General features: G+C 49.1%; 19 protein-coding genes. 10 read left to right on the plus strand and 9 right to left on the minus strand.

Annotated features, from left to right (window positions below):
• Positions 1–32: 32 nt before the first annotated feature.
• From ICC18_RS02520 to kduI, 4 genes are read right to left on the minus strand one after another with little or no spacing between them, the layout of a single operon-like run.
• Positions 33–866, minus strand: coding sequence for a sugar phosphate isomerase/epimerase family protein (locus ICC18_RS02520; protein ID WP_188172793.1), 834 nt, complete (start codon positions 864–866; stop codon positions 33–35).
• Entirely contained in the window at positions 867–1,619 is a 753-nt protein-coding gene (gene kduD / locus ICC18_RS02525; protein WP_223192260.1) for a 2-dehydro-3-deoxy-D-gluconate 5-dehydrogenase KduD, read from the minus strand.
• Positions 1,620–1,641: 22 nt separating this feature from the next.
• Positions 1,642–2,397, minus strand: a complete 756-nt coding sequence (locus ICC18_RS02530) for a DeoR/GlpR family DNA-binding transcription regulator (protein WP_188172794.1) — start codon at positions 2,395–2,397, stop codon at positions 1,642–1,644.
• 39 nt (positions 2,398–2,436) lie between these two features.
• On the minus strand, positions 2,437–3,270 hold the full coding sequence (gene kduI / locus ICC18_RS02535) for a 5-dehydro-4-deoxy-D-glucuronate isomerase (protein ID WP_188173205.1): 834 nt from the start codon (positions 3,268–3,270) through the stop codon (positions 2,437–2,439).
• A gap of 192 nt (positions 3,271–3,462) precedes the next feature.
• Here kduI and ICC18_RS02540 point away from each other — a divergent pair, with 192 nt between their 5' ends.
• Positions 3,463–3,615 (plus strand): hypothetical protein, encoded by a 153-nt coding sequence (locus tag ICC18_RS02540; protein ID WP_188172795.1) that lies wholly within the window; start codon positions 3,463–3,465, stop codon positions 3,613–3,615.
• Between the two features lie 98 nt (positions 3,616–3,713).
• On the opposite strand, the gene ICC18_RS02545 is transcribed toward ICC18_RS02540, so the two are convergent.
• Positions 3,714–3,884 (minus strand): hypothetical protein, encoded by a 171-nt coding sequence (locus tag ICC18_RS02545; RefSeq protein WP_188172796.1) that lies wholly within the window; start codon positions 3,882–3,884, stop codon positions 3,714–3,716.
• 164 nt (positions 3,885–4,048) lie between these two features.
• Between ICC18_RS02545 and ICC18_RS02550 the strand changes: the two genes are divergently transcribed.
• From ICC18_RS02550 to ICC18_RS02585, 8 genes are all read left to right on the plus strand, one after another.
• Positions 4,049–6,163 carry a sensor histidine kinase gene (locus ICC18_RS02550; protein ID WP_188172797.1) on the plus strand — a complete coding sequence of 705 codons (2,115 nt, stop codon included), beginning with the start codon at positions 4,049–4,051 and terminating at the stop codon, positions 6,161–6,163.
• Positions 6,160–6,822 (plus strand): response regulator, encoded by a 663-nt coding sequence (locus ICC18_RS02555; protein WP_188172798.1) that lies wholly within the window; start codon positions 6,160–6,162, stop codon positions 6,820–6,822. Before ICC18_RS02550 ends, ICC18_RS02555 begins: the two co-directional genes overlap by 4 nt.
• Positions 6,823–6,876: 54 nt before the next feature.
• On the plus strand, positions 6,877–8,085 hold the full coding sequence (locus ICC18_RS02560; RefSeq protein ID WP_223192261.1) for an aspartate aminotransferase family protein: 1,209 nt from the start codon (positions 6,877–6,879) through the stop codon (positions 8,083–8,085).
• Positions 8,085–8,990 carry an AraC family transcriptional regulator gene (locus ICC18_RS02565; RefSeq protein ID WP_188172800.1) on the plus strand — a complete coding sequence of 302 codons (906 nt, stop codon included), beginning with the start codon at positions 8,085–8,087 and terminating at the stop codon, positions 8,988–8,990. Before ICC18_RS02560 ends, ICC18_RS02565 begins: the two co-directional genes overlap by 1 nt.
• A gap of 107 nt (positions 8,991–9,097) precedes the next feature.
• Positions 9,098–10,603 carry an alpha-glucosidase/alpha-galactosidase gene (locus ICC18_RS02570; RefSeq protein ID WP_188172801.1) on the plus strand — a complete coding sequence of 502 codons (1,506 nt, stop codon included), beginning with the start codon at positions 9,098–9,100 and terminating at the stop codon, positions 10,601–10,603.
• A 130-nt stretch (positions 10,604–10,733) separates the two neighbouring features.
• Positions 10,734–11,051: a cupin domain-containing protein gene (locus tag ICC18_RS02575; RefSeq protein ID WP_188172802.1), complete on the plus strand. Its 318-nt coding sequence runs from the start codon at positions 10,734–10,736 to the stop codon at positions 11,049–11,051.
• Between the two features lie 85 nt (positions 11,052–11,136).
• Positions 11,137–12,981, plus strand: a complete 1,845-nt coding sequence (locus tag ICC18_RS02580) for a cache domain-containing sensor histidine kinase (RefSeq protein WP_188172803.1) — start codon at positions 11,137–11,139, stop codon at positions 12,979–12,981.
• A gap of 6 nt (positions 12,982–12,987) precedes the next feature.
• Positions 12,988–13,764: a response regulator transcription factor gene (locus tag ICC18_RS02585; protein WP_188172804.1), complete on the plus strand. Its 777-nt coding sequence runs from the start codon at positions 12,988–12,990 to the stop codon at positions 13,762–13,764.
• Between the two features lie 20 nt (positions 13,765–13,784).
• Here the strand turns inward: ICC18_RS02585 and ICC18_RS02590 are convergent, their stop codons facing one another.
• The 4 genes from ICC18_RS02590 to ICC18_RS02605 all read right to left on the minus strand — a co-directional run bounded on the left by ICC18_RS02590 (position 13,785) and on the right by ICC18_RS02605 (position 18,078).
• A complete protein-coding gene (locus ICC18_RS02590; RefSeq protein WP_188172805.1) occupies positions 13,785–14,843 on the minus strand; it encodes a TRAP transporter substrate-binding protein in 1,059 nt (352 codons plus the stop codon).
• Between the two features lie 32 nt (positions 14,844–14,875).
• Positions 14,876–16,168 (minus strand): TRAP transporter large permease, encoded by a 1,293-nt coding sequence (locus ICC18_RS02595; RefSeq protein ID WP_188172806.1) that lies wholly within the window; start codon positions 16,166–16,168, stop codon positions 14,876–14,878.
• Positions 16,169–16,672 carry a TRAP transporter small permease gene (locus ICC18_RS02600; protein ID WP_188172807.1) on the minus strand — a complete coding sequence of 168 codons (504 nt, stop codon included), beginning with the start codon at positions 16,670–16,672 and terminating at the stop codon, positions 16,169–16,171.
• Between the two features lie 527 nt (positions 16,673–17,199).
• The gene (locus ICC18_RS02605) at positions 17,200–18,078 is read right to left on the minus strand and encodes a transposase (protein ID WP_188172808.1); all 879 of its coding nucleotides are present in this window, start codon (positions 18,076–18,078) and stop codon (positions 17,200–17,202) included.
• A 584-nt stretch (positions 18,079–18,662) separates the two neighbouring features.
• Here ICC18_RS02605 and ICC18_RS02610 point away from each other — a divergent pair.
• Positions 18,663–20,429, plus strand: coding sequence for a cache domain-containing sensor histidine kinase (locus ICC18_RS02610; RefSeq protein ID WP_188172809.1), 1,767 nt, complete (start codon positions 18,663–18,665; stop codon positions 20,427–20,429).
• Positions 20,430–20,434 lie beyond the last annotated feature (5 nt).

Genomic DNA, 20,434 nt, shown 5'->3' on the forward strand with positions numbered 1-20,434 from the left:
AACGGAGTACGAATGGGGTTTTTGGATTTTGATTAGGATGGCAAAAGACTTCTCACATATTGTATGGTTTCGTCAATCGTTTCATCGGCAAGCTGCTCTAAGGAGATATCGATGCCTGGCTTGTGCTTATGCAATTTATGGAGGAATGATTGTGTCTGGAAGACGCCTGCGCCTGAGCGGACTTGTTCCAGCTTGTCGCCTTGTACCCTCACATCTTTCAAATGTGTGAGAACGATACGGCTGCCGAAAGTCCCAAAGGCATGGTCCAGAAAGGCTTCTTGATCGCCGATTGCATCTTGCGGGAGCAAGTTTACAGGATCAAATACGACACCCAAATTGCTGGAAGGGACTTCTTCCATAATTCTTGCCATCTTCTCCGAGCTGGAAAGTGTGTGCGTGAACACCGGTTCCAGACCGATGAAGACACCCCAGCGTTCCGCTTCCTCGGCGAGTTCTTCGACGGTTTGCCGAAGCACGGACCAGCCGATCTCCTCGTATCGCTCGGAATCTTGAGCGAAATAGGTGCGCAGATCGCCGGTTTCCGTGGCGACAATTGAAGTGCCGAAATCCCGCGCGAAGCGAAGATGCTCCTTGAACCGGTCAATATCATGGCGGCGCTGCTCGGGATCGGGATGTACCGGGTTGATGTAGCAGCCGAGTACGCCGATCCGCAGGCCGGCGCGGCTGAATTGCTCGCCAATGTGATTGGCGAGAGCCGGGCTCAGCTTGCCGAGGCTCGTATCGATATCGCCGATGGCTTTGCTAAGCGCAAGCTGCACGAAATCGATGCCTCGACCGCTTAGTTTAGCTGTCAGCTGGTGAAGCGGCAGCTGTCCGACGGCATGAGCGAGTGTGCCGATGCCCATCTATCTCGCCATCCATCCGCCGTCCACGCAAACCACGTGTCCGTTCATATAATCCGAAGCTGCAGAAGACAAGAATACGACTGGACCTTTAAGATCATCCGGCGAGCCCCAGCGTCCGGCCGGGATGCGTTCTGTGATGGATTTCGTACGGTTCTCATCCTTGAGGATCGGCGCCGTATTGTTCGTCGTCATATATCCAGGCGCGATTGCGTTGATCTGGATGCCTTTTCCAGCCCACTCATTGGCCAGCGCTTTGGTAATGCCGGCAATCGCGTGCTTGCTAGCCGTATAACCAGGCACGTTAATGCCGCCTTGGTAGGTGAGCATGGAAGCGATGTTGATAATTTTGCCGCTTCCGCGTTCCAGCATATGCCTGCCGACAAGCTGGCACAGGAAGAAGGCGGAATTTAAGTTCAAATCAATCACATCGTGCCAATCTTGACGGGCATGATCGACAGCCGGTGTACGGCGGATGATGCCTGCATTATTGACAAGAATGTCGATGCTGCCATAAATGCCAACGGCTTTGTTAACAACATCATCCAAGATATCTTCATTACTCAAGTCAGCGGCGATAAGCTCTGCCTGTCCGCCTAATGCGCGAATCGCTTCTACGGTTTGCACGCTTTCTGATGAAGAAACGGCAATAACTTTAGCTCCAGCTTCCGCAAGCCCGATAGCCATCGCTTGGCCCAGACCGCCTGAAGCGCCTGTTACTAGAGCAACTTTACCTGTCAAATCAAATAAACTCATGATTGGCACTCCTTTTTCGTACTTATTGAGTTTCGACGCGAACGCCCGCCTGACGGAATTGTTCAGCAGTTTCGGCAGGCAGCGCGCTGTCGGTTAGAATGATCGAAACCTCAGACAAAGCGGCAAACGTTCTTAATGCGCATTGTCCGAATTTAAAGTGATCGGCGACGCCATAGACGGTCGCGCTAGACTGAATCAGCGCCCGCTTGTAGTCGACGAGATCGCTTGTATAAATGGTGAAACCATGCTGCAAATGCACACCCGTAGCGGAAAGGAACGATTTTTGAATGTTGAGCTTGCTGATGTAGGCAGCAGCCTCGGGACCTGCGAGCATATTGCGCAAGCGGTACCCTCCGGGTACGACCAGTCTGATTTCATCTTTGTGCACGAGCTCAGAGATGATGTACAAGTCGTTGGTCACTACCGTCAGCGGCTGATTATCGAGCCGCCTGGCGATCTCCAGCGTCGTGCTGCCGCCATCCAGCGCAATGATGTCGCGGGGCTGGATGTAACGCAGCGCGATTTCGGCGATCTCCGTCTTCTCGTCCGCATGCTTGACGATCGGTTCCTTCGCTGAAAGAATGCCGAGCTGGTCGCTCTGTGCGAGCATGGCGCCGCCATGAACCCGCACGAGCAGCCCTTTTTCCTCGAGCTTCGCCAAATCTTCGCGGATCGTTTTCCCGGTGACGGCCAGGCGCTCGCTAAGCTCGTTTACCGTTACTTCTTTTTGTGCCAGTAGTATTTCCATGATGGTTTCATATCTGCGTAAAGGGTTCATCGGTGTGAATCGCATCCGTTTCTAAAGTTGATATACGGATTATTTTAAGTCTTTCATGGCAACGGCGTCCATATCTTCGAAAATTTGATTTTCACCGGCCATACCCCAGATGAATGTATAGTTGCTTGTGCCTACGCCGCTGTGAATGGACCAGCTAGGGGAGATCGCAGCTTGTTCATTGCGCATTACGAGATGGCGAGTTTCTTGCGGTTCGCCCATCATATGGAAAACAACGCCGTCTTCCGGCATATCGAAATACAAGTAAACTTCGGAACGGCGGTTATGCGTATGTGAAGGCATTGTGTTCCACATGTTGCCCGGTTTCAGCAGCGTCATCCCCATAACCAGCTGACAGCTTTTCACGCCGCCGGTATGGATATAACGGTAGATGGTGCGCTCGTTGGAGTTCGTGATGCTGCCCAAGTGAGTCGGAGAAGCTTCGCTGATCGCGATTTTCACTGTCGGGTAAGTGGCATGAGCAGGCGTAGAGTTGAAATAGAATTTCGCCGGCTCTGCAGCGTTATCGCTTGCAAACGTAATTTCTTTGGCGCCAAGACCGATATAGAGGCCGTCTTTGTTATCCATCGTGTACACGGTTCCGTCTACAGTTACGGTACCTCTAGCACCGATATTGATGATGCCGATTTCGCGGCGCTCCAAAAAGTAGTCGGCTGCCATGTCTTTTTTGTTGGCTTCCAGTTGAAGTGCTTTGTCAACAGGAACAACGCCGCCAACGATAAAGCGGTCTACATGCGAGTACACCATTTTGACTTCGTTTGCTGCAAATAACGTGTTAATTAAAAATTCTTCACGCAGGCGACTTGTATCAAAACTTTTCACTTCTCTTGGGTGTGAAGCGTAGCGAATATCCATTTCCATGTTCAATCTCTCCTTTAGTTTGTTCAAAATGGTTTATATAAGTTCATATAAGTTTAAGTTACTCCAAATGTGTGAAATAGGCAAGTGAGAATTTTGAGATGTCGTACATTAGTAAATCGTTATGCATGATTTCCTTTGAATTGGCAAATTACTACATCATCAATAATCACCAGGAGGGATTTGGATATGGATAATAGCCACTATTTTGATCATGGAAGCAACGATACGATTCCGACACCTGATGAAGAGGATACGACACTTAAGGTTAGCGAAGCGGTTGGGGAATTTATGGACAACATTAGGAAGGCTTTTACGATTAACGACCAGGATGAGCGTTAGTGCATTACCGCGGCGTATGCTGCTGCCATGCGCAAATAAGAAGGGGCTGACCCGGGTAGCTTAGCTACTTATGGGTCAGCCCTTCTTGTGGTTGTTTGTTAACCCACGGCCATATAGGTAACGCCCCAAAATAAGGCGAACCATCTCTCAAAGCCGGGAAGCCCGAACGAAATAAGCATAATGACGATCAGGAGCACCGTCCAGCGAGGGAAAACCTTCGCACGGAAGGTCAAGATGCCAAGCAGAATCGTACCGAGCAGCAAGCCCATGCCGGATACATACTATCGTCTCCCCAAATAAAAGACGAAGGTGTCATTCCTATTCTGATCACTCCCGCCAATTCCGGGAAATGTCCCTGCGGCGATATACAGATATATGGGTGTCGGCTATAATTTCCCTATATGTCCTTGGTTTGGGAAGGCAGGTAGGGAAGATGGCAGCACGACTTTTTGTTATCGGATTCAGTCTCATAACGATTCTATGTTTCGCCTCCAGTATCGCGAATTATTTCGAAATCCTTCGCACCGAATGTATCCTTGAGGCTTGCGGTGAGCTGGGACCGCCGCCAACCACGGTTGAGACTCTTCATCGTTACAATCTTACGCCAGAGTCATATGCCGGCGCACTTGTCATGATCGATAGCGCTTTAGCATTTATTTTTTATACGGCGGCAGGGATTATTTTCTGGAAATGCAAACGGGAAATGATGGGGTACCTTGCCATACTCGCATTAGTTTCGTATGGATCTACCTTTCCTGCTTTGGTCTACCTTGCTTCTGAAGGAAACTGGTTGCTTGCAAGGTGGAACGATGCCGCCCAGGCTGTCGGCTGGATGGCGCTCTTCTTATTTTTTCTGCTTTTTCCGAACGGGAGGTTTTCACCCCGGTTGACCTATGTCTTATTCATTCCATTTTGCATCATTCAACTATCCGGCTTTATGTTTCCTGACACAATGTTGAATTTGCATCATTGGTCGGGTTCGGCGAGAATCATTGTATATGCGGCTGCTATCGGACTCATGATTTATTCACAGTTTTATCGCTATAGAAAAATATCCGCGTCTGAGCAAAGGCAGCAAACGAAATGGGTCGTTTACGGCGTTTCGATATCTTTTATCGGCTTCATCGGGGTTAGTGCTATATTCGTTTATCCGGCTTTTGCCGAAACGCCGGTTACTTATTTGTATTTAAACGGTGCGCTGCATCTGTTTGTCGCGATCATTCCCTTCGCACTGACGTTCGCTGTACTCAGACACCGTCTTTGGGATATTGATCCGCTTGTCAACCGAACGCTTGTTTACGGAGCGTTATCTCTTGCCATTGTGCTGATTTATTCGATCTCTGTTCTATATTTAAGCAGGCTGTTCCGGACAGAGGGGAACTTCTTCATTTCACTCGCAGCGACATCTGTTGTAGCTGTTCTATTCGTTCCAATCAAAGAGCGGCTTCAGCGAGTCGTCAATCGGATGTTAAAAGGAAGACACGATGATCCCTACTCCGTTCTCGTCGAACTCGGGGATCAGCTAGTGAAACCGATAGACCCGGAGGCGATGCTCAGCGTCGTTGCAAGTTCGATACAAGATGCCCTCAGGCTTCCCTATGCCGGTATTTCCATCCGGCTGAACGGACAGGAGTCGTTGGCGGCTGAGGTTGGCAAGCATAAATTTGAAATACACCAATTCCCGATTGTTCATGGCGGTGAAGAGCTCGGGATGCTCCTTTTATCAAGCCGCTCAGCCGGAGAAGCTTTCAGTGCGGAGGATCAGAAGCTGCTCCATGTTTTGCTGCGGCAAGCTGGGCCGATTGTTCACAATGTCAATATGACGTTCGGCAACAAACTGCTGGCGAAGGATTTGCAGGAATCACGCGAGAGGCTCGTGTTGGCCAGAGAAGAGGAACGCCGGCAAATTCGCCGAAATCTACATGATGATCTTGCGCCCCGATTGATGTCATTAGCTTTTAATGTTGCAGCTGCAGAGCAATATATTAAAAAAAGCCCGGACACTGCCATCGAATTGCTCGAAGCGCTCAGGAAAACCATTCGAACAACCGTTGACGATATTCGTACGATGGTCCACGACATGCGGCCGCCGGCGCTCGACGAATTTGGCTTGCTCGGCTCCGTTTACGCGCGGCTGGATGAGGTGCTCAAGACGTCGGAGCAAATGTCCGCTTCCACAAAATCGGCTCCTTTACAGGTAAGCTTGCATGCTCCCGATGAGCTTCCCGCTCTGCCTGCAGCGGTTGAGGTTGCCGCATACCGCATCATTACGGAGTCGCTCGTCAACGTTGTGAGGCATGCTCAGGCAACATATTGTGAAGTACATATTCAAGTCCATTCTTCAACGGAATTGCTGATTGAAGTCATAGACAATGGAATCGGTTTGCCCAATCAGATCAAACCTTCCGGCAATGGTGGGATTGGCATCACCTCGATTCGTGACAGAGCGGCTGAATTGGGTGGACAATGCATCATAGAAAGATTGGAATCAGGCGGCACAAGAGTGAAAGCTCGGCTGCCATTTTCACAGGAGGCGGCTACTATATGAAAATTTTGCTTGCCGACGACCATCCGTTGTTTCGCGGCGGCGTCCGCAATCTAATCCAAACGACAGACGATTTGGAAGTGATCGGCGAAGCGTCCACCGGGGAAGAAGCGATTGAAATGGCGCAATCCCTTCATCCGGATGTGATTGTCATGGACATTCGGATGCCCGGCATTAACGGAATCGAAGCGACTCGTATCATTAGGGAAAAGCTTCCCCACATGAAAATATTGATTGTGTCCATGCTCAAAAACGATAAGTCGGTCTTTATGGCCATGCAAATGGGAGCGAGAGGATATGTGCTGAAGGACGCCGGCGAGATGGAGCTGCTGCATTCCATCCGCATGGTAGGAGGCGGCGGGGCTGTGTTCAGCTCCGATATAGCAGAGCGTATGATGCATTATTTTGCGGTGCCGCAGCAACCGGAGCCGCGAAATGCCGCGTTATCGGAGCTGACCGGACGCGAAATGGAAATATTGGAGCTGATTGCAGGCGGAAGCACAAACGCTCAAATTGCGCTCCGCCTTCAATTAAGCGTGAAAACGGTCGCCAATCATGTGACTAATATTTTGAACAAGCTTGAAGTGGCAGATCGGTACGAAGCAAAGAAGTTATTGAACAAGCCTCGTGAAGGGTTCGGCTTTGAAGAAGAAATTGAATAAATATTCATATAAATGTATAATCATTCATTATCCATATTTTATGAGGTGATGACGATGATTGATGAAGGCGTAAGAGAAACAGATGAGCTGCTAGCTGAAGCGGAAGCTTCCATTTTGTTTACGGCCAAGCGCCCGCCGGTGGTTATGGAGCGCGGCAAAGGCATGTATGTGTGGGATACCGACGGGAACAGGTATCTCGACTTTATCGGCGGATGGGCCGTCACTTGCCTCGGGCATTCGCCGGATGTGCTGAAAGATGCGCTTGAGCGGCAAGCGTCCCAGCTAGTGAATGTCAGTCCGGCGTTTTACAATAAGCCGATGATCGAACTCGCCAGCTTGCTCACGAAGATTTCCGGTTTTGACCGGGTATTTTTCGGAAGCAGCGGGGCGGAAGCGAATGAGAGTGCCATTAAGCTGGCACGCAAATATGGCGCCATTCGCAAGGGCGGCGCCTATGAGATCATAACGGCGACCAACAGCTTCCACGGACGTACGTTAGCGATGATGTCAGCGACCGGCAAGGCCCAATGGCAGCAGCTTTTTGCGCCCAAGCTGCCTGGTTTCCTTCACGTTCCCTTAAACGATTGGGAAGCGATGTCTCAGGCGATCGGCCCGGGCACGTGCGCAGTGATGCTGGAGCCGGTTCAAGGTGAGGGCGGCGTCCATGCCGTGGATGCCGATTATTTGGCGCAGCTTCGCAAAAAGTGCGATGATGAGGGGATTTTGCTTATTTTTGACGAGATCCAAACGGGGATCGGGCGGACCGGCACCATGTTTGCGTTTGAGCATTTTGGCATTCGGCCGGATATACTGACGCTTGCTAAAGGGATAGGCGGCGGTTTCCCGCTATCGGCCATGCTCACCAAAGAGGAGCTCAATTTGTTCGAACCAGGCGACCAGGGAGGGACTTATACCGGTCAACCGCTTGCGATGGCCGCAGGATTAGCCGTCGTGGGAGAAGTTATCCGTCTTAACTTGCCGGAGTATGCAGCCGTTCAGGGAGATTATCTGATAAGCGGGCTTCGCAGCATGCAGACCAAATACAAGCTTGAGCATATTCGCGGAAAAGGTTTGCTGCTTGCGTTCGATCTGCCTGAACCAAAGGGAGCTGAATTGGTTGCAGACTGCATGAAAGAAGGATTGCTTATCGATTCGCCGAGCCCGCGGACGATTCGCCTGATGCCCGCCCTTAACGTATCGAAGGCGCATATTGATGAGATGCTCGGTATTTTTGGCCGGGTGATGGATCGGTTGTGGGGTTGATGAGCACCCGGTTGTTTCAACAAATTCTAATGGAGCGGGACTACCATCCGCAGGTGCTCGCCTATTATTTTAAACAATGGAACGGCTTTGTCATGCCCTTTCACCGCCATGATGCCACCGAGATCATGTATACGATTCATGGTTCCTGTGAAATTGAAATTCAGACTCAGCTGGAGAGTTATGACAGCGTAAGCCTGAAAAAGGGCGAATTCATGATTTTGGACGCAAATGTACCGCATCGCCTCATTGTCGACGAAGCGAATCCTTGCCGAATGCTCAATGTCGAGTTCCGTTTTATCGAGAGCAGAGGCGTGATGCCGTCCATCAAGCAGTTGGCTGCCGAGGAGACCGTTCTGTCGAACCTGCTCGAGGTACAGTCCCCATACCTTGTGCTTCGCGACCCGGATGAGGTCTATCACATTATGAAAAGCCTCGTGCTGGAGCTCGATAAGCCCGGAACGAAAAGCGATACGATGGTACATTTACTCATTGCGCAGCTGCTCCTTCGAATCTCCAGGCTCCGGAGCGAAGCCGTCAGTAGCGAGCAGCCGCAAAGCGACTGGTATGTCAAGATGAGCATTGATTTTCTCCATCAAAATTATGACAGGGACATCCAAGTGAAGGATATCGCGGGGGCCGTAAATCTGCACCCGGGCTATTTGCAGCGCATCTTCAAAGCGCAGACGAAACAAACGCTGATGGAATACTTAACGATGATCCGCATGGAAAAGGCTAAAATGCTTCTGATTGAAACGGACGTGCCTATCGCGGAAATATGCGATTACGTCGGCGTAGGCAGCCGCCAGTATTTCCATATGCTTTTCAAAACATATACCGACAAGACACCTCTCGAATATCGCAAATCGGTTTCGGCACATAAGTGGGACTACCCGAAAGAAAGTTAGAATTTTTGACATTTTACTTATGAAATGGTGAGGAATTTGATAACGCTCTCTCATTGTCGCTTGCTACAATGGAAACTGTAAAAGTAACGACAGAGAGGAAGATGGACGTGTCATTTAAAGTTGTTTTTGTTGGGGCAGGGAGCATTGGATTTACAAGAGGCTTGCTGCGTGATTTACTGTCGGTACCCGAACTGCAGCAGATTCAAGTGGCTTTTACGGACATTAACCAGCATAATCTGGATATGGTGACGGAGCTGTGCCAGAGAGATATTCGCGAAAACGGCCTGTCCATCCAAATTCAAGCGACGACGGATCGCAGAGAAGCGCTGAAAGATGCCAAATACGTCCTGTGTACGATTCGCGTAGGTGGCTTGGAAGCTTTTGCTACGGATGTGGATATCCCGCTAAAATACGGCGTTGATCAGTGTGTCGGGGACACTTTGTGTGCGGGCGGCATTATGTACGGACAGCGAGGCATAGCTGAGATGCTCAATATTTGCAAAGACATTCGCGAAGTCGCGCATCCTGACGTCCTGCTGCTCAATTATGCGAATCCGATGGCGATGCTGACTTGGGCGTGCAATAAGTATGGCGGCGTTCGTACGATCGGACTGTGCCATGGCGTTCAGCACGGTCATCATCAAATTGCCGAGGCGTTCGGGCTGAAGCAAGATGAAGTGGACATCATTTGCGCCGGCATCAATCATCAAACGTGGTATGTGCAGGTGCGCCACAATGGGGAAGATTTGACAGGGAAGCTGCTGGAAGCATTCGAGAATCACCCGGAATTCGCCCGCACGGAAAAAGTGCGCATCGATATGCTGCGCCGCTTCGGCTATTACAGCACGGAATCGAACGGACACTTAAGCGAGTATGTGCCGTGGTATCGCAAGCGTCCGAGCGAGATTCAGGACTGGATCGACCTTGGAAGCTGGATCAATGGAGAGACTGGCGGCTATTTGCGCGTATGCACGGAAGGACGCAGCTGGTTCGAGACCGACTTCCCGAATTGGATGAAGGACCCGGCTTTCGTGTATGCGCAGGATAAGCGTAGCCAGGAGCACGGCTCCTACATCATCGAGGGCTTGGAGACCGGACGCTTGTATCGCGGTCACTTCAATGTGGTGAACAACGGCGTCATCGCTAACTTGCCGAAAGATGCGGTTATCGAAGCGCCTGGTTATGTGGATCGCAACGGTATCTCCATGCCGCGCATCGGAGAGTTGCCGCTCGGACCGGCTGCCGTATGCAATGTCAGCATTTCCGTGCAGCGACTTGCCGTGGAAGCGGCGGTGCATGGCAATGATAAGCTGCTGCGCCAAGCGTTCATGATGGATCCGCTAGTCGGCGCAGTTTGCAATCCGAAGGAAATTTGGCAATTGGTCGACGAGATGCTGGTCGCCGGCGAACCGTGGCTCCCTCAATATACGGCCGCCATTGCCGAAGCGAAGCAGCGCCTTGCAACCGGGAACCTGCTGCCGACTCGTCAGTACGAAGGAGCAGCCCGTCTAAAGGTCAAAAGCGTAGAAGAAATGCAGCAGGACCGCGAAGCCGCAAACAAAAACGCCGGTGAAGCGGATAAGGGGAAGGATCGCGCCGCTGTCAGTTCTTAAATGTTCATTTGCATTCAAGTGTGTTCATATATGTTCTTATCGGTTATAATGTAGGAGCAAGCGAGGGAGGACGGCTTGGTCCTTTTTCGTTTCGTATTCAACCGTTGGACAGCGAAAGGGGAAAGCTCGAATGTCGAATATCGGAGTTTGGGAACCGGCAGAACCAGGCGTGAAGCGCTGTATTTTGAAAGCTGAAGTGGGACTTATGATGATGGAGGTTCACTTTGAACCTGGAGCCGTCGGCTATCAGCACAGCCACGTTCATGAACAAATGTCGTATTGCTTGAAAGGCAAGATCGAATTCACGATAAATGGCGAAAAGACGACGATCGAGCAAGGACAAACGATTTATATACCGAGCGGGGCTCAGCATGGCGTCACCGCTCTGGAAGCTTCGGCGCTTCTTGACGTATTTACGCCGATTAGAGAGGATCTTGTGAAACGATAAGGGTATTCCCCAGTTGCGTCTGCAGCTGTTTTTTTTGCAAATGTAATGAATGCGTTTACAAGTGCTTCGGAGATGGGGGACGAAAGTGGGCAGAAGAGGACGAAAAGCGTGGATCTGGTTTTATCGCAGCTTATTTTTACGCGATCGGCCGCTAACCGTGAAGCTGCTTGTGTATTCGGCCATGCTAGTTGTCATCCCGCTGATGGTCGTTGGAATGATTTCGTTTCAGAAATCGTCGGAAGTGCTGCGTGAGGAAGCGAATCTGAGCAACCGGCAAATTATTGAGCAGGTGAAGCTGCATATCGAGTATTACATTCGCGATTTCGAGATCGATTCAATCCGCATGCAAAATCATCCGTCTATGCAGCAATTTTTGCGGATGACCAGCGTGCAGGAAGTGGAGAGATCGGGCATACGCGAGCCTATGATGCAACTGCTGGGGGATACGGCTTATTCGCGTTCCGATATTTCCCGCATCATGCTGATTATGGAGAATCAGACCGTGCTGGATACGAGCATGAACAAAAATGTAACGCCGGCGCTGCAGCTGATCAAGGAGCCTTGGTTTCAAAGCGTTCCGCCGAACAGCGATATTATGCTGACGATAAGGCCTCCCTCCGTACGTTATGAGCTGGAAGCCATGCCGGTTCTTTCCATCGTAAAGCGTTTGGTCAGCCCCAATACACTGGAGCCTGTAGCGACGCTGATTATGGAAGTGAACTTTAAACGTATTCAAGAGATTGCCGACCGGGTAACGATCGGCAGGACAGGCTATTTGTCGATCCTGGATCCGCAGGGCAAGTACATTTATTCTCCGGAGTATTCGGAAATTGGCCATCTGGCGCCATGGGAGAAATTGAAGTGGATTTTGCAGCAGGATAGCGGCTCTTATCAATCTCAGTCGGGCGACAAGCCCTTTTACACCTTCAGTCGTTCTGCCTACTTGAATTGGCGTTTAGTCACAACAGTTCCTGAGCATGAGCTGATGCGCGGAACGACATTCATCAGGCAAACGATATGGTGGACGGTTATCATCACCCTTGTTATCGCATACTTGATCGGCATCGGTTTCGCGGCAAGTATTGTTCGACCGGTGAGAGCGCTGCAATTTTTCATGAAACGGGTGAAAGAGGGCGATTTTCATGCCAGGGCGGATATTGAATCGAAAGATGAGATTGGGCAATTAACAAACGATTTCAACAAAATGGTGGATAAGCTTCAGGTTCTGCTGGATGAAATATACGTATCGCAGTTAAGAGAAACCGACCTGCAGCTGAGACAAAAGGAAACCGAGCTGAAAGTACTGCAGTCCCAAGTCAATCCGCACTTCCTGATGAATGCGTTAGAAACTGTGCGGGGGATGGCGCTTGAAAAAGATATGTCCGATATTTCCGATCTTGTCGCTTCGCTTGGAAGGCTGCTGCGGTATAATTTGAACCATGCCGGAGCCACGATCTCGCTGCGGGATGAAATCCTGATCTGCGATCTTTACCTGCGCATTCAGAAATACCGTTTCGAAGAAAAGCTCACTTATGAGTTTCATATACCCAGTTGGGCGGAGGATCAGCCGATTGCCAAATTCGTGCTCCAGCCGCTCGTGGAAAACTGTGTCATTCACGGCATTGAAACAAGCGCACAGCCTGTTCATATCGACATATCGGTGAAACGGCAAGGGAAGCATCAATACGTAGTGGAGCTGAAGGACAGCGGGGTCGGTATTTCGAGGTCGAGGCTGAGCGAATTGCAAACGGATTTGCATCAAAAAGATATGCTTACCGCAGATTCTCACATCGGAATCGTCAATGTTCACCGCCGCATCGCCTACTTGTTCGGAGAGGCATACGGCATCGAGCTTGAAAGTGAAGCGGGAATTGGAACTTTGGTGCGAATCAAACTGCCGCTAAGCATTCAAATAGAAAAGGGAGCGTAGAAAGTCATGTACAAAATCATTCTGGCCGATGACGAAAGATGGGTTCGCATCGTGCTGCGAAAAGCTGTGGAACAATCGCAGCTCCCTTTTAACATTATGACGGAGTGCGCAAATGGTTTGGAAGCTTTGGATGCGCTGCAGCAGCTTGGTGCGGATTTGATCATCTCCGATGTGAAAATGCCGGTCATGGACGGAATCGCATTGGCGGAGCAAATGGCCACGATGCGCGCTAGTTTAATTCTCGTCAGCGGCTATGATGATTTTCAGCTGGCGCAGAAAGCGATACGCTTCGGGGTCAAGGACTACTTGCTGAAGCCCGTTGAAACAGAAGCGATGGCCGATTGCCTGTGGAGATGGATGCGGGCGCAAGAAGCGAAGAAGGAAGCGAGCAAGGTCGATTTACCGGAGATCGGAGCCGCGGGATTGTCTACCATCGAACAGGTCAGGCAGTTTATTGCTTCCAATTTATCGCGAGACATCACCTTGTCCGATGCAGCATCGTCCGTGCACTTGAATCCCAGCTACTTGAGCCAGCTGTTCAAACAGCAGACCGGCGGAAAGTTCGTTGATTATGTCATCGAAATGCGTATGGAAGAAGCCAAAAAGCTGCTTTTAAAAACATCGCTGCGTGTATCCGAAATTGCGGAACGGCTCGGTTACAGCGATATCTCTTATTTTAGCAATACGTTTAAAAAGCTGTCCGGCTGCTCGCCTTTGGAGTATAGAAAATACGAAGTCCGGACAGTTGAAAAAGAAAAAGGACATTCCACGGGTTTAAGCTGACCCGGAGAATGCCCTTTATGCTATTTTTTCGCTTTTTCAATCGCCTCAAGCGTTTCTTTGTAATCATTGCGGTACTTGTCGATGACTGGCTTTACGGCTTCCTGCCAAGGTTTGAGGTCGGACACCTCGGTAATGGTGACACCGGCCGCCCTCACTTTGGCTTCGGAATCTTTCTCGAATTTCGCCCATTCTTCTTTTTGTGTTTTGACCGAGTCAAGGGCAGCTTTCTTGATGAGCGCCTTATCATCTGCAGATAGCTTATCCCATGCGACTTTCGAGATCAGAAGCACCTCCGGAACCCGTTGATGTTGATCGAGGATCAGATTCTTGGCCTGTTGAAAATGATTCGACGAGAAGTAGCTCGGATAGTTGTTCTCCGCGGCATCGATGATGCCGGTTTGCAGGGCGTTGAACACATCCCCGTAAGGCATCGGCGTTGCATTGGCGCCAAGGGCGTTCATCAAATCGATATTAACTTTGTTCTGAATGACGCGAATTTTGAGGCCTTTCAGGTCGGCAATGCTCTTAACCGGTTTCTTGGTGTAAAAATGACGCGCACCGGAGCTGTAATACGCGAGCCCTTTCATGCGGGAGCTTTCAAGGCTGTCCAGCAGCTTCGTGCCTTGCTCACTCTCAAGAAATCTCCACTGATGCTCGTCATTGTCGAAAATATAGGGCAGGCTGAATACCTCGTACTGCTTGTTGAAGCCGCCGAGCGCACCGGTGCTGACGCGTGTGAATTCGATTGCGCCGAGCTGTACCTGCTCGATCACGGCTTTCTCTTCGCCAAGCTGGGAAGAGGGGAACACGTCGATTTTGATGCGCCCTCCGGAGGCTTGATTCACGAGCTCGGCGAATTTTTTATCTCCGATCGTGGTTGGATAATCGGCCGGATGCGTTTCGGCGAGACGGAAGTTGAGCTTGGGACCGTCCGTTTTTGCGGCTGCTGCTGTTGCAGCTGCTGGCGTGGCGGTTGTACCTGTATTTGTCGGCGCTGTACCTCCTCCGCAGGCTGTGAGCACCAAGCTGCTGCCAATAATTGTCGTCAGAACAGTCGTGTATTTTTTGAACATTTTCATCGTTTGGATTCACCCTTTTCGATAAATTTCGATTATTTGAATAAGTTCGGGAGCCACATTACAAGACCGGGTATATAGGTCAAAATCATCAGTACGATACACATGACGTAGAAGAACGGCATCATCGCCTTAGTGCCTTCGGAGATCGAAATATTGCCGATGGCGGAGCCGACGAATAAGACCGTTCCGACCGGAGGGGTTAGAAGCCCGATGCCTAAGTTTAGCATCATAATGATCCCGAAGTGAACAGGATCCATGCCGAGTGCGGTGACGACGGGGAGCAGGATCGGCGTCATAATGAGGATGAGAGGAGCCATATCCATCGGCGCACCGAGCAATAACAGCAAAATGTTAATGATGAGCAGGATGATAAACGGGCTGTCGGTTATGCCGAGCATCCAGTCGGTCAGCATGGCAGGTACTTTCAGGAAGGCCAGCACCCAGCTGAACGAAGCCGAAGAGGCGATCAGGAAGAGCACCATCGCGACGGTGCGGAACGTGCGTTTAAGAATTTTCCACATCCGGCTGACCGGAATATCCCTGTAGATGACAAAGGTCAGAATAAAAGCATATAAGCATGCGAGTGCGCCGCTTTCGGTTGCAGTGAACCAACCGGTGAATATGCCGCCGAGAATAATGACGGCCGTCATGAGGGAGAGCAGCCCGTCGCGTACGATTTTCGGAATATCGCGCAACGGAACGGCTTCGCTCTTGGTGTAGCCGCGTTTGATGGCGATAAAATAGCTGGTGATCATCAAGGAAACGCACAAGATCAAGCCTGGGACAATGCCAGCGAGGAATAGTGATGCGATCGATATGCCGCCGCCTGCGGCCAATGAGTACAAGACCAAGTTGTGGCTGGGCGGTACGACGACACCCTGTATAGCCGCAGATACGGTTACGCCAACCGAATAGTCTGTGTCGTAGCCTTTTTTCTTCATCATCGGGATCATGACGGAGCCGATCGAGGATACGTCGGCGATCGCAGAACCCGAGATGTTGCCGAAAAACATGCAGGCCACGCAGTTGACCATGGCTAGGCCACCGCGAATGCCGCCGACAATTACTTGGGCCAGGTTAATGAGGCGCAGCGCCATCTGGCCTTCACCCATAATTTGGCCGGCCAGAATAAAGAACGGGATGGTGAGCAGTGAGTACGAATTCATCCCTTGAATCATCGTCTGCCCGATCGTCGCTAGCGGGACTTTCAGGTATAGCACCGTCAGAAGGGAAGAGGCGGCAAGCGCAAGCGAAATCGGAAAGCGCAGCACGATTAATCCGACGAAGACAATGCAAAGGATGAGAATAGCTGTCGTTGAAACCATTTAATCATGGCCTCCTTCCTGTAATTGATGGTGCCGCTTCGTATCGATTCCGAGCAGCTGTAAAAGGGAGTATGCACAGGTCATCAGTCCTGTTATAGGCATAATGACATACAAGATGCTGTTCGGCCATCCTGTTGCCGGGAGCTCGGAATCATTCATCATGACCGTAAAATCCCAGCCGAAGTAAAGCAAATAAGCACCGAAGACGAAAATAACAGCTTCGATCGTCTTGTCCAGCACTTTATTGACGGATGCGGGCAACCGATAAGTAAAGGAATCGATACCCATATGGAGCTTCTCCCGAAATCCTATGGCTATGCCCATAAAGGAAAACCAGACCAACAGCAGCAACGTCACTTCTTCGGACCAGAAAAAGACGAAATCAAACAGTTTGCGGGTCATCACTTGCATGGTAACAATGATAATCATACTGAGCAGTCCGATCAGAGCGGCCGATTCAATGAAAGAATCAATGCCGAGGGCGATTTTACGCAGTGCTTTCATCGGAAAAGCGGACCTCCTTTCTCTATAGTGTAAGTGCTTTCATTTGGCGTGTTTTCATTATAGCCTTCTGGCTTAATGGAAGGTATGCCATTGTTTTTAGGTTTTTTTGTAGTTTTTTTAGATACTGACTGCAAGGTGGGAGAAAGGATTGCAATGGAGGGCAGCTGCAAGGGGAAAATGCTTGGAGGAATATGATCACTATCCCATTAACTCAGAAAAGTGAAATCAAACGAACGCAGTATTACTGAGGTGAAATCATATGATCACTATCCCCTTAACTCAGAAAAGTGAAATCAAACGAATGCAGTATCACTGATGTGAAACCATAAGATCACTATCCCCTTAACTCAGAAATGTGATATCAAACGAACGCAGTATTACTGAGGTGAAATCATATGCTAACTATCCCCTTAACTCAGAAAAGTAAGATCAATCGAACGCAGTATCACTGAGGTGAAACCATAAGATCACTATCCCTTTTACTCAAAAAAAAGTCCAAACAATTGCAGTACCTCTGTTGTAAAAGCCTAAGAAGCTAGTCTAGTAAAATACGTACAACAAGAAATTGGGCTTGAGAAGCATAGAAGCGCTAATCGAGGGAAAATTTGCGTGTTTTTGATCGTCATATTCATACGAAAGCTGAATTCGTCTAAATACATTTGAAGATGTCTTGCTCCTAATCCGTGAAACGTTTCATTGATCCATTTGCTAGCTTGATGGGCAAAAATCATGAGGGGACGGGTTCGTTTAGGGCTGTAAAACCTGGTTACACTCTCAATATTATTCGTATGGGGAGCGATATGTTGATTTGTGAAGGCCAAACTAACGGATCGTGAAATGTGGCGATCTCTTGGATTTTCGGGGATCACGAGCTTTATTTTCAAATATTGGTCTACGCCATGCTCATTCAGGGAGGACCCGATAAGGAGCAGGTGTTCTTTTGGGTGCTTATGAACGGAAGGATTAAATGGGCGGCCATAAACAGCTGAATTGACCCGAACGGAGCCGGTTAAGCGTATATTTTGGTCGGCCTTTTGGATGACTTGACGTATTTTAAATAGAATTAGCCATGCGGTTTTATACGTAACTTGAATAATCCGTGAAAGTTCAACAGCATTGATGCCTTGTTCTTCGCGCGATACAAGAAAAATAGAAAGAAGCCACTTTCGAAGTTCGGTCCGGCTGCCCTCCATAACGGTACCTGCTGTGATAGAAGATTGGTGGCGGCAATGAGAGCATTCATATAGTGGAAGTCGGCGTGTCTTGGTCAAATAGGCATGACGATGTTCACAACGTGGGCAAATAAAACCATTAGGCCATTTTATATGAAAAACATACTTAGCACATGCATCTTCCGTTGAGTATTGACACTGAAATTGTTCGAGAGACATGTTTGTAAAATCCATATGGCCACCCCGTTAAATTTGATTCGAACCCAAACGTTTGTTCCTCTTTATTATATCGAACATACAATCGTACATCAACATTTTTTTACAAATAAATACAAAATTTAAAGCTACAGGCTGTCTGAGCCAAAGGGAGTGTGCACAAAGAAGGACTAACATGAAATGTTGAAGCTCGTATCTGATCGAAGGGGATAGTGGTTCAAGAAATCTTTGTGGATCAAAAGTTGCGCAGGTTGTCTGAGCCAAAGGGAGAGTGTACAAAAGAAGGACTAACATGAAATGTTGAAGCTCGTATCTGAGCGAAGGGGATAATGGTTAAAGGAATCTTTGAGGGTGAAAAGTTACGCAGGTTGTCTGAGCCAAAGGGATAGTGCACAAAAGAAAGGTTAGCATGTATGTTGAGGATCGTATCTGAGCGAAGGGGTTAGTGCTTCTAGGTTTCTTAGAGGTTGAACTGTTGTTACAATTAGTATAAGACAAGGAAAAGAGTGGGAGTGTCCAAAAATTAAAGGAAAAAGCGTCCTGTCTCACGAAGAATTCAACAATATAGAGATTATTTGGTCAGGAAATGTGGTGACTTTCAAATGAAATCAAGTTTTCTCCTGTGGCTTAAGGAAATTAGGAATATCCGGATTAAGGCCAAACTATTCCTCCTTATTACGATCAGTATGGCTGTCAGCTCCTGCATTTCGTTGGTGGGTCTTCAGATTGCTTACTCGATGTATGATCAGCAAATTTACGAGAAGTCATCGCAAGTATTGAATCTTTCTTCGGCGATGATTGAGAATGAACTAAACAAGGTTGAACGGCTTACTTTCAGCATCATGTCCGATGAGCAGATTCAGCAAAACCTGGTTATCATGAATACGAGCGACAACGATTATGTGCGCATTCAATCGCGGGCGAAGCTGGTGGATCGGCTTGTACAGTATATCAACTCAGAGACCTATATCATCGCTGCTATTATTACGGACCTGGAAGGCAATAATTATTCAAGCGGGAATTTGACAGCGCTCTCAAACGAGCGGCAAAGCTTGATCCAGAAAACCGCTGATCAAGGAGGAGGCAGTTTGGGTTGGGTGTTTCCCGATGCTCAGGATTTCAGCCTGATTGCTGCCCGGCAAATCCGTTCTTTTAATAATTTGGATATAAAAAAGCTGGGCAGTCTCGTTTTGCAGGTAAATCTGGACAAGATCGTCAATGTCTATGCCAGAGAAGCCGTCACGCGAGAGGGCGAGCTGCTGATCGTCTCGGAAGGCAACTTGATTTATCCTCGAACCGTTAGCTTAAAAACGTTAATTAATGACGGGAACCCGCTAAATTCCGCAAAAGGATTTCGCATTATCGATCAGGATGGAGAATCCTATTTCGTCTCGCACATTCATTCGGATTATTTAGGATGGACGTATTATAATACGCTCCCTTTTCAGGAAATTTTTCATACTATCATTCTGATGAAAAATTGGATGATAGCCATATTTATGATCAGCTTTTTCCTGCTTGTCGGGTTTGGCATGACGGTAGCCAGAAGCATAACCAGGCCAATAGAAGGCCTGATTACGAATATGCGGGGGCTGCAGATCAGCGATTTGGAAAACTCCGATCTGCATACGATCGCTCCGCCTTCCGTTCAAATGGATGAAGTGGGTTTGCTGCAGCGTACGTACCGGATGATGATTGTTCGTATTCAAGAGCTGATCAAAGAGAATTACATGAAGCAGCTCATGATTAAAGAAACGGAGTTTCGCTCGCTGCAGGCGCAGATCAACCCGCATTTTCTTTACAATACGCTGGAGTCGATCAACTGGATTTCCAAGATGAACGGTCAGAAGCAGGTATCCCAGATGGTTGAAGCGCTTGGGTATTTACTGAGATCGTCCATCAGTTTAAAGCAGGACATCATTACGCTCGGAGAAGAGCTGCAGCTTGTTCAGCATTACATCACGATTCAAAAGGTTCGTTTTGAAGAGCGGCTCGATTTCCGGTTGGAAGTGCCGGAGGCGTTAATTGGTCAACTTATTCCGAAGCTCACCCTGCAGCCTCTCCTGGAAAATGCGATTAAATATGCGGTAGAAGTGATGCTTGAGCCCTGTACGATCCGGATCACGGGTCGGGAAACGGAAGATGCCGTGGAGCTGTTCGTCGAAGATAACGGTCCCGGCATCGACCAGACCTACTTGGAGCAGATCATGAAGGGCGAAAGACAAACGAAAGGCACCGGCATCGGTCTGAAAAATATCGATGAACGAATTAAGCTATCGTTCGGCGATGGTTACGGCATTCAGGTTGAAAATCGAGAAAGCGGCGGCACCTGTGTGACGATTCGAATTCCCCTAACGAAGAGAGGTTAGAGATT

Origin of the sequence: Paenibacillus sedimenti (assembly GCF_014534655.1) — a bacterium.
GTDB lineage: Bacteria > Bacillota > Bacilli > Paenibacillales > NBRC-103111 > Paenibacillus_E > Paenibacillus_E sedimenti.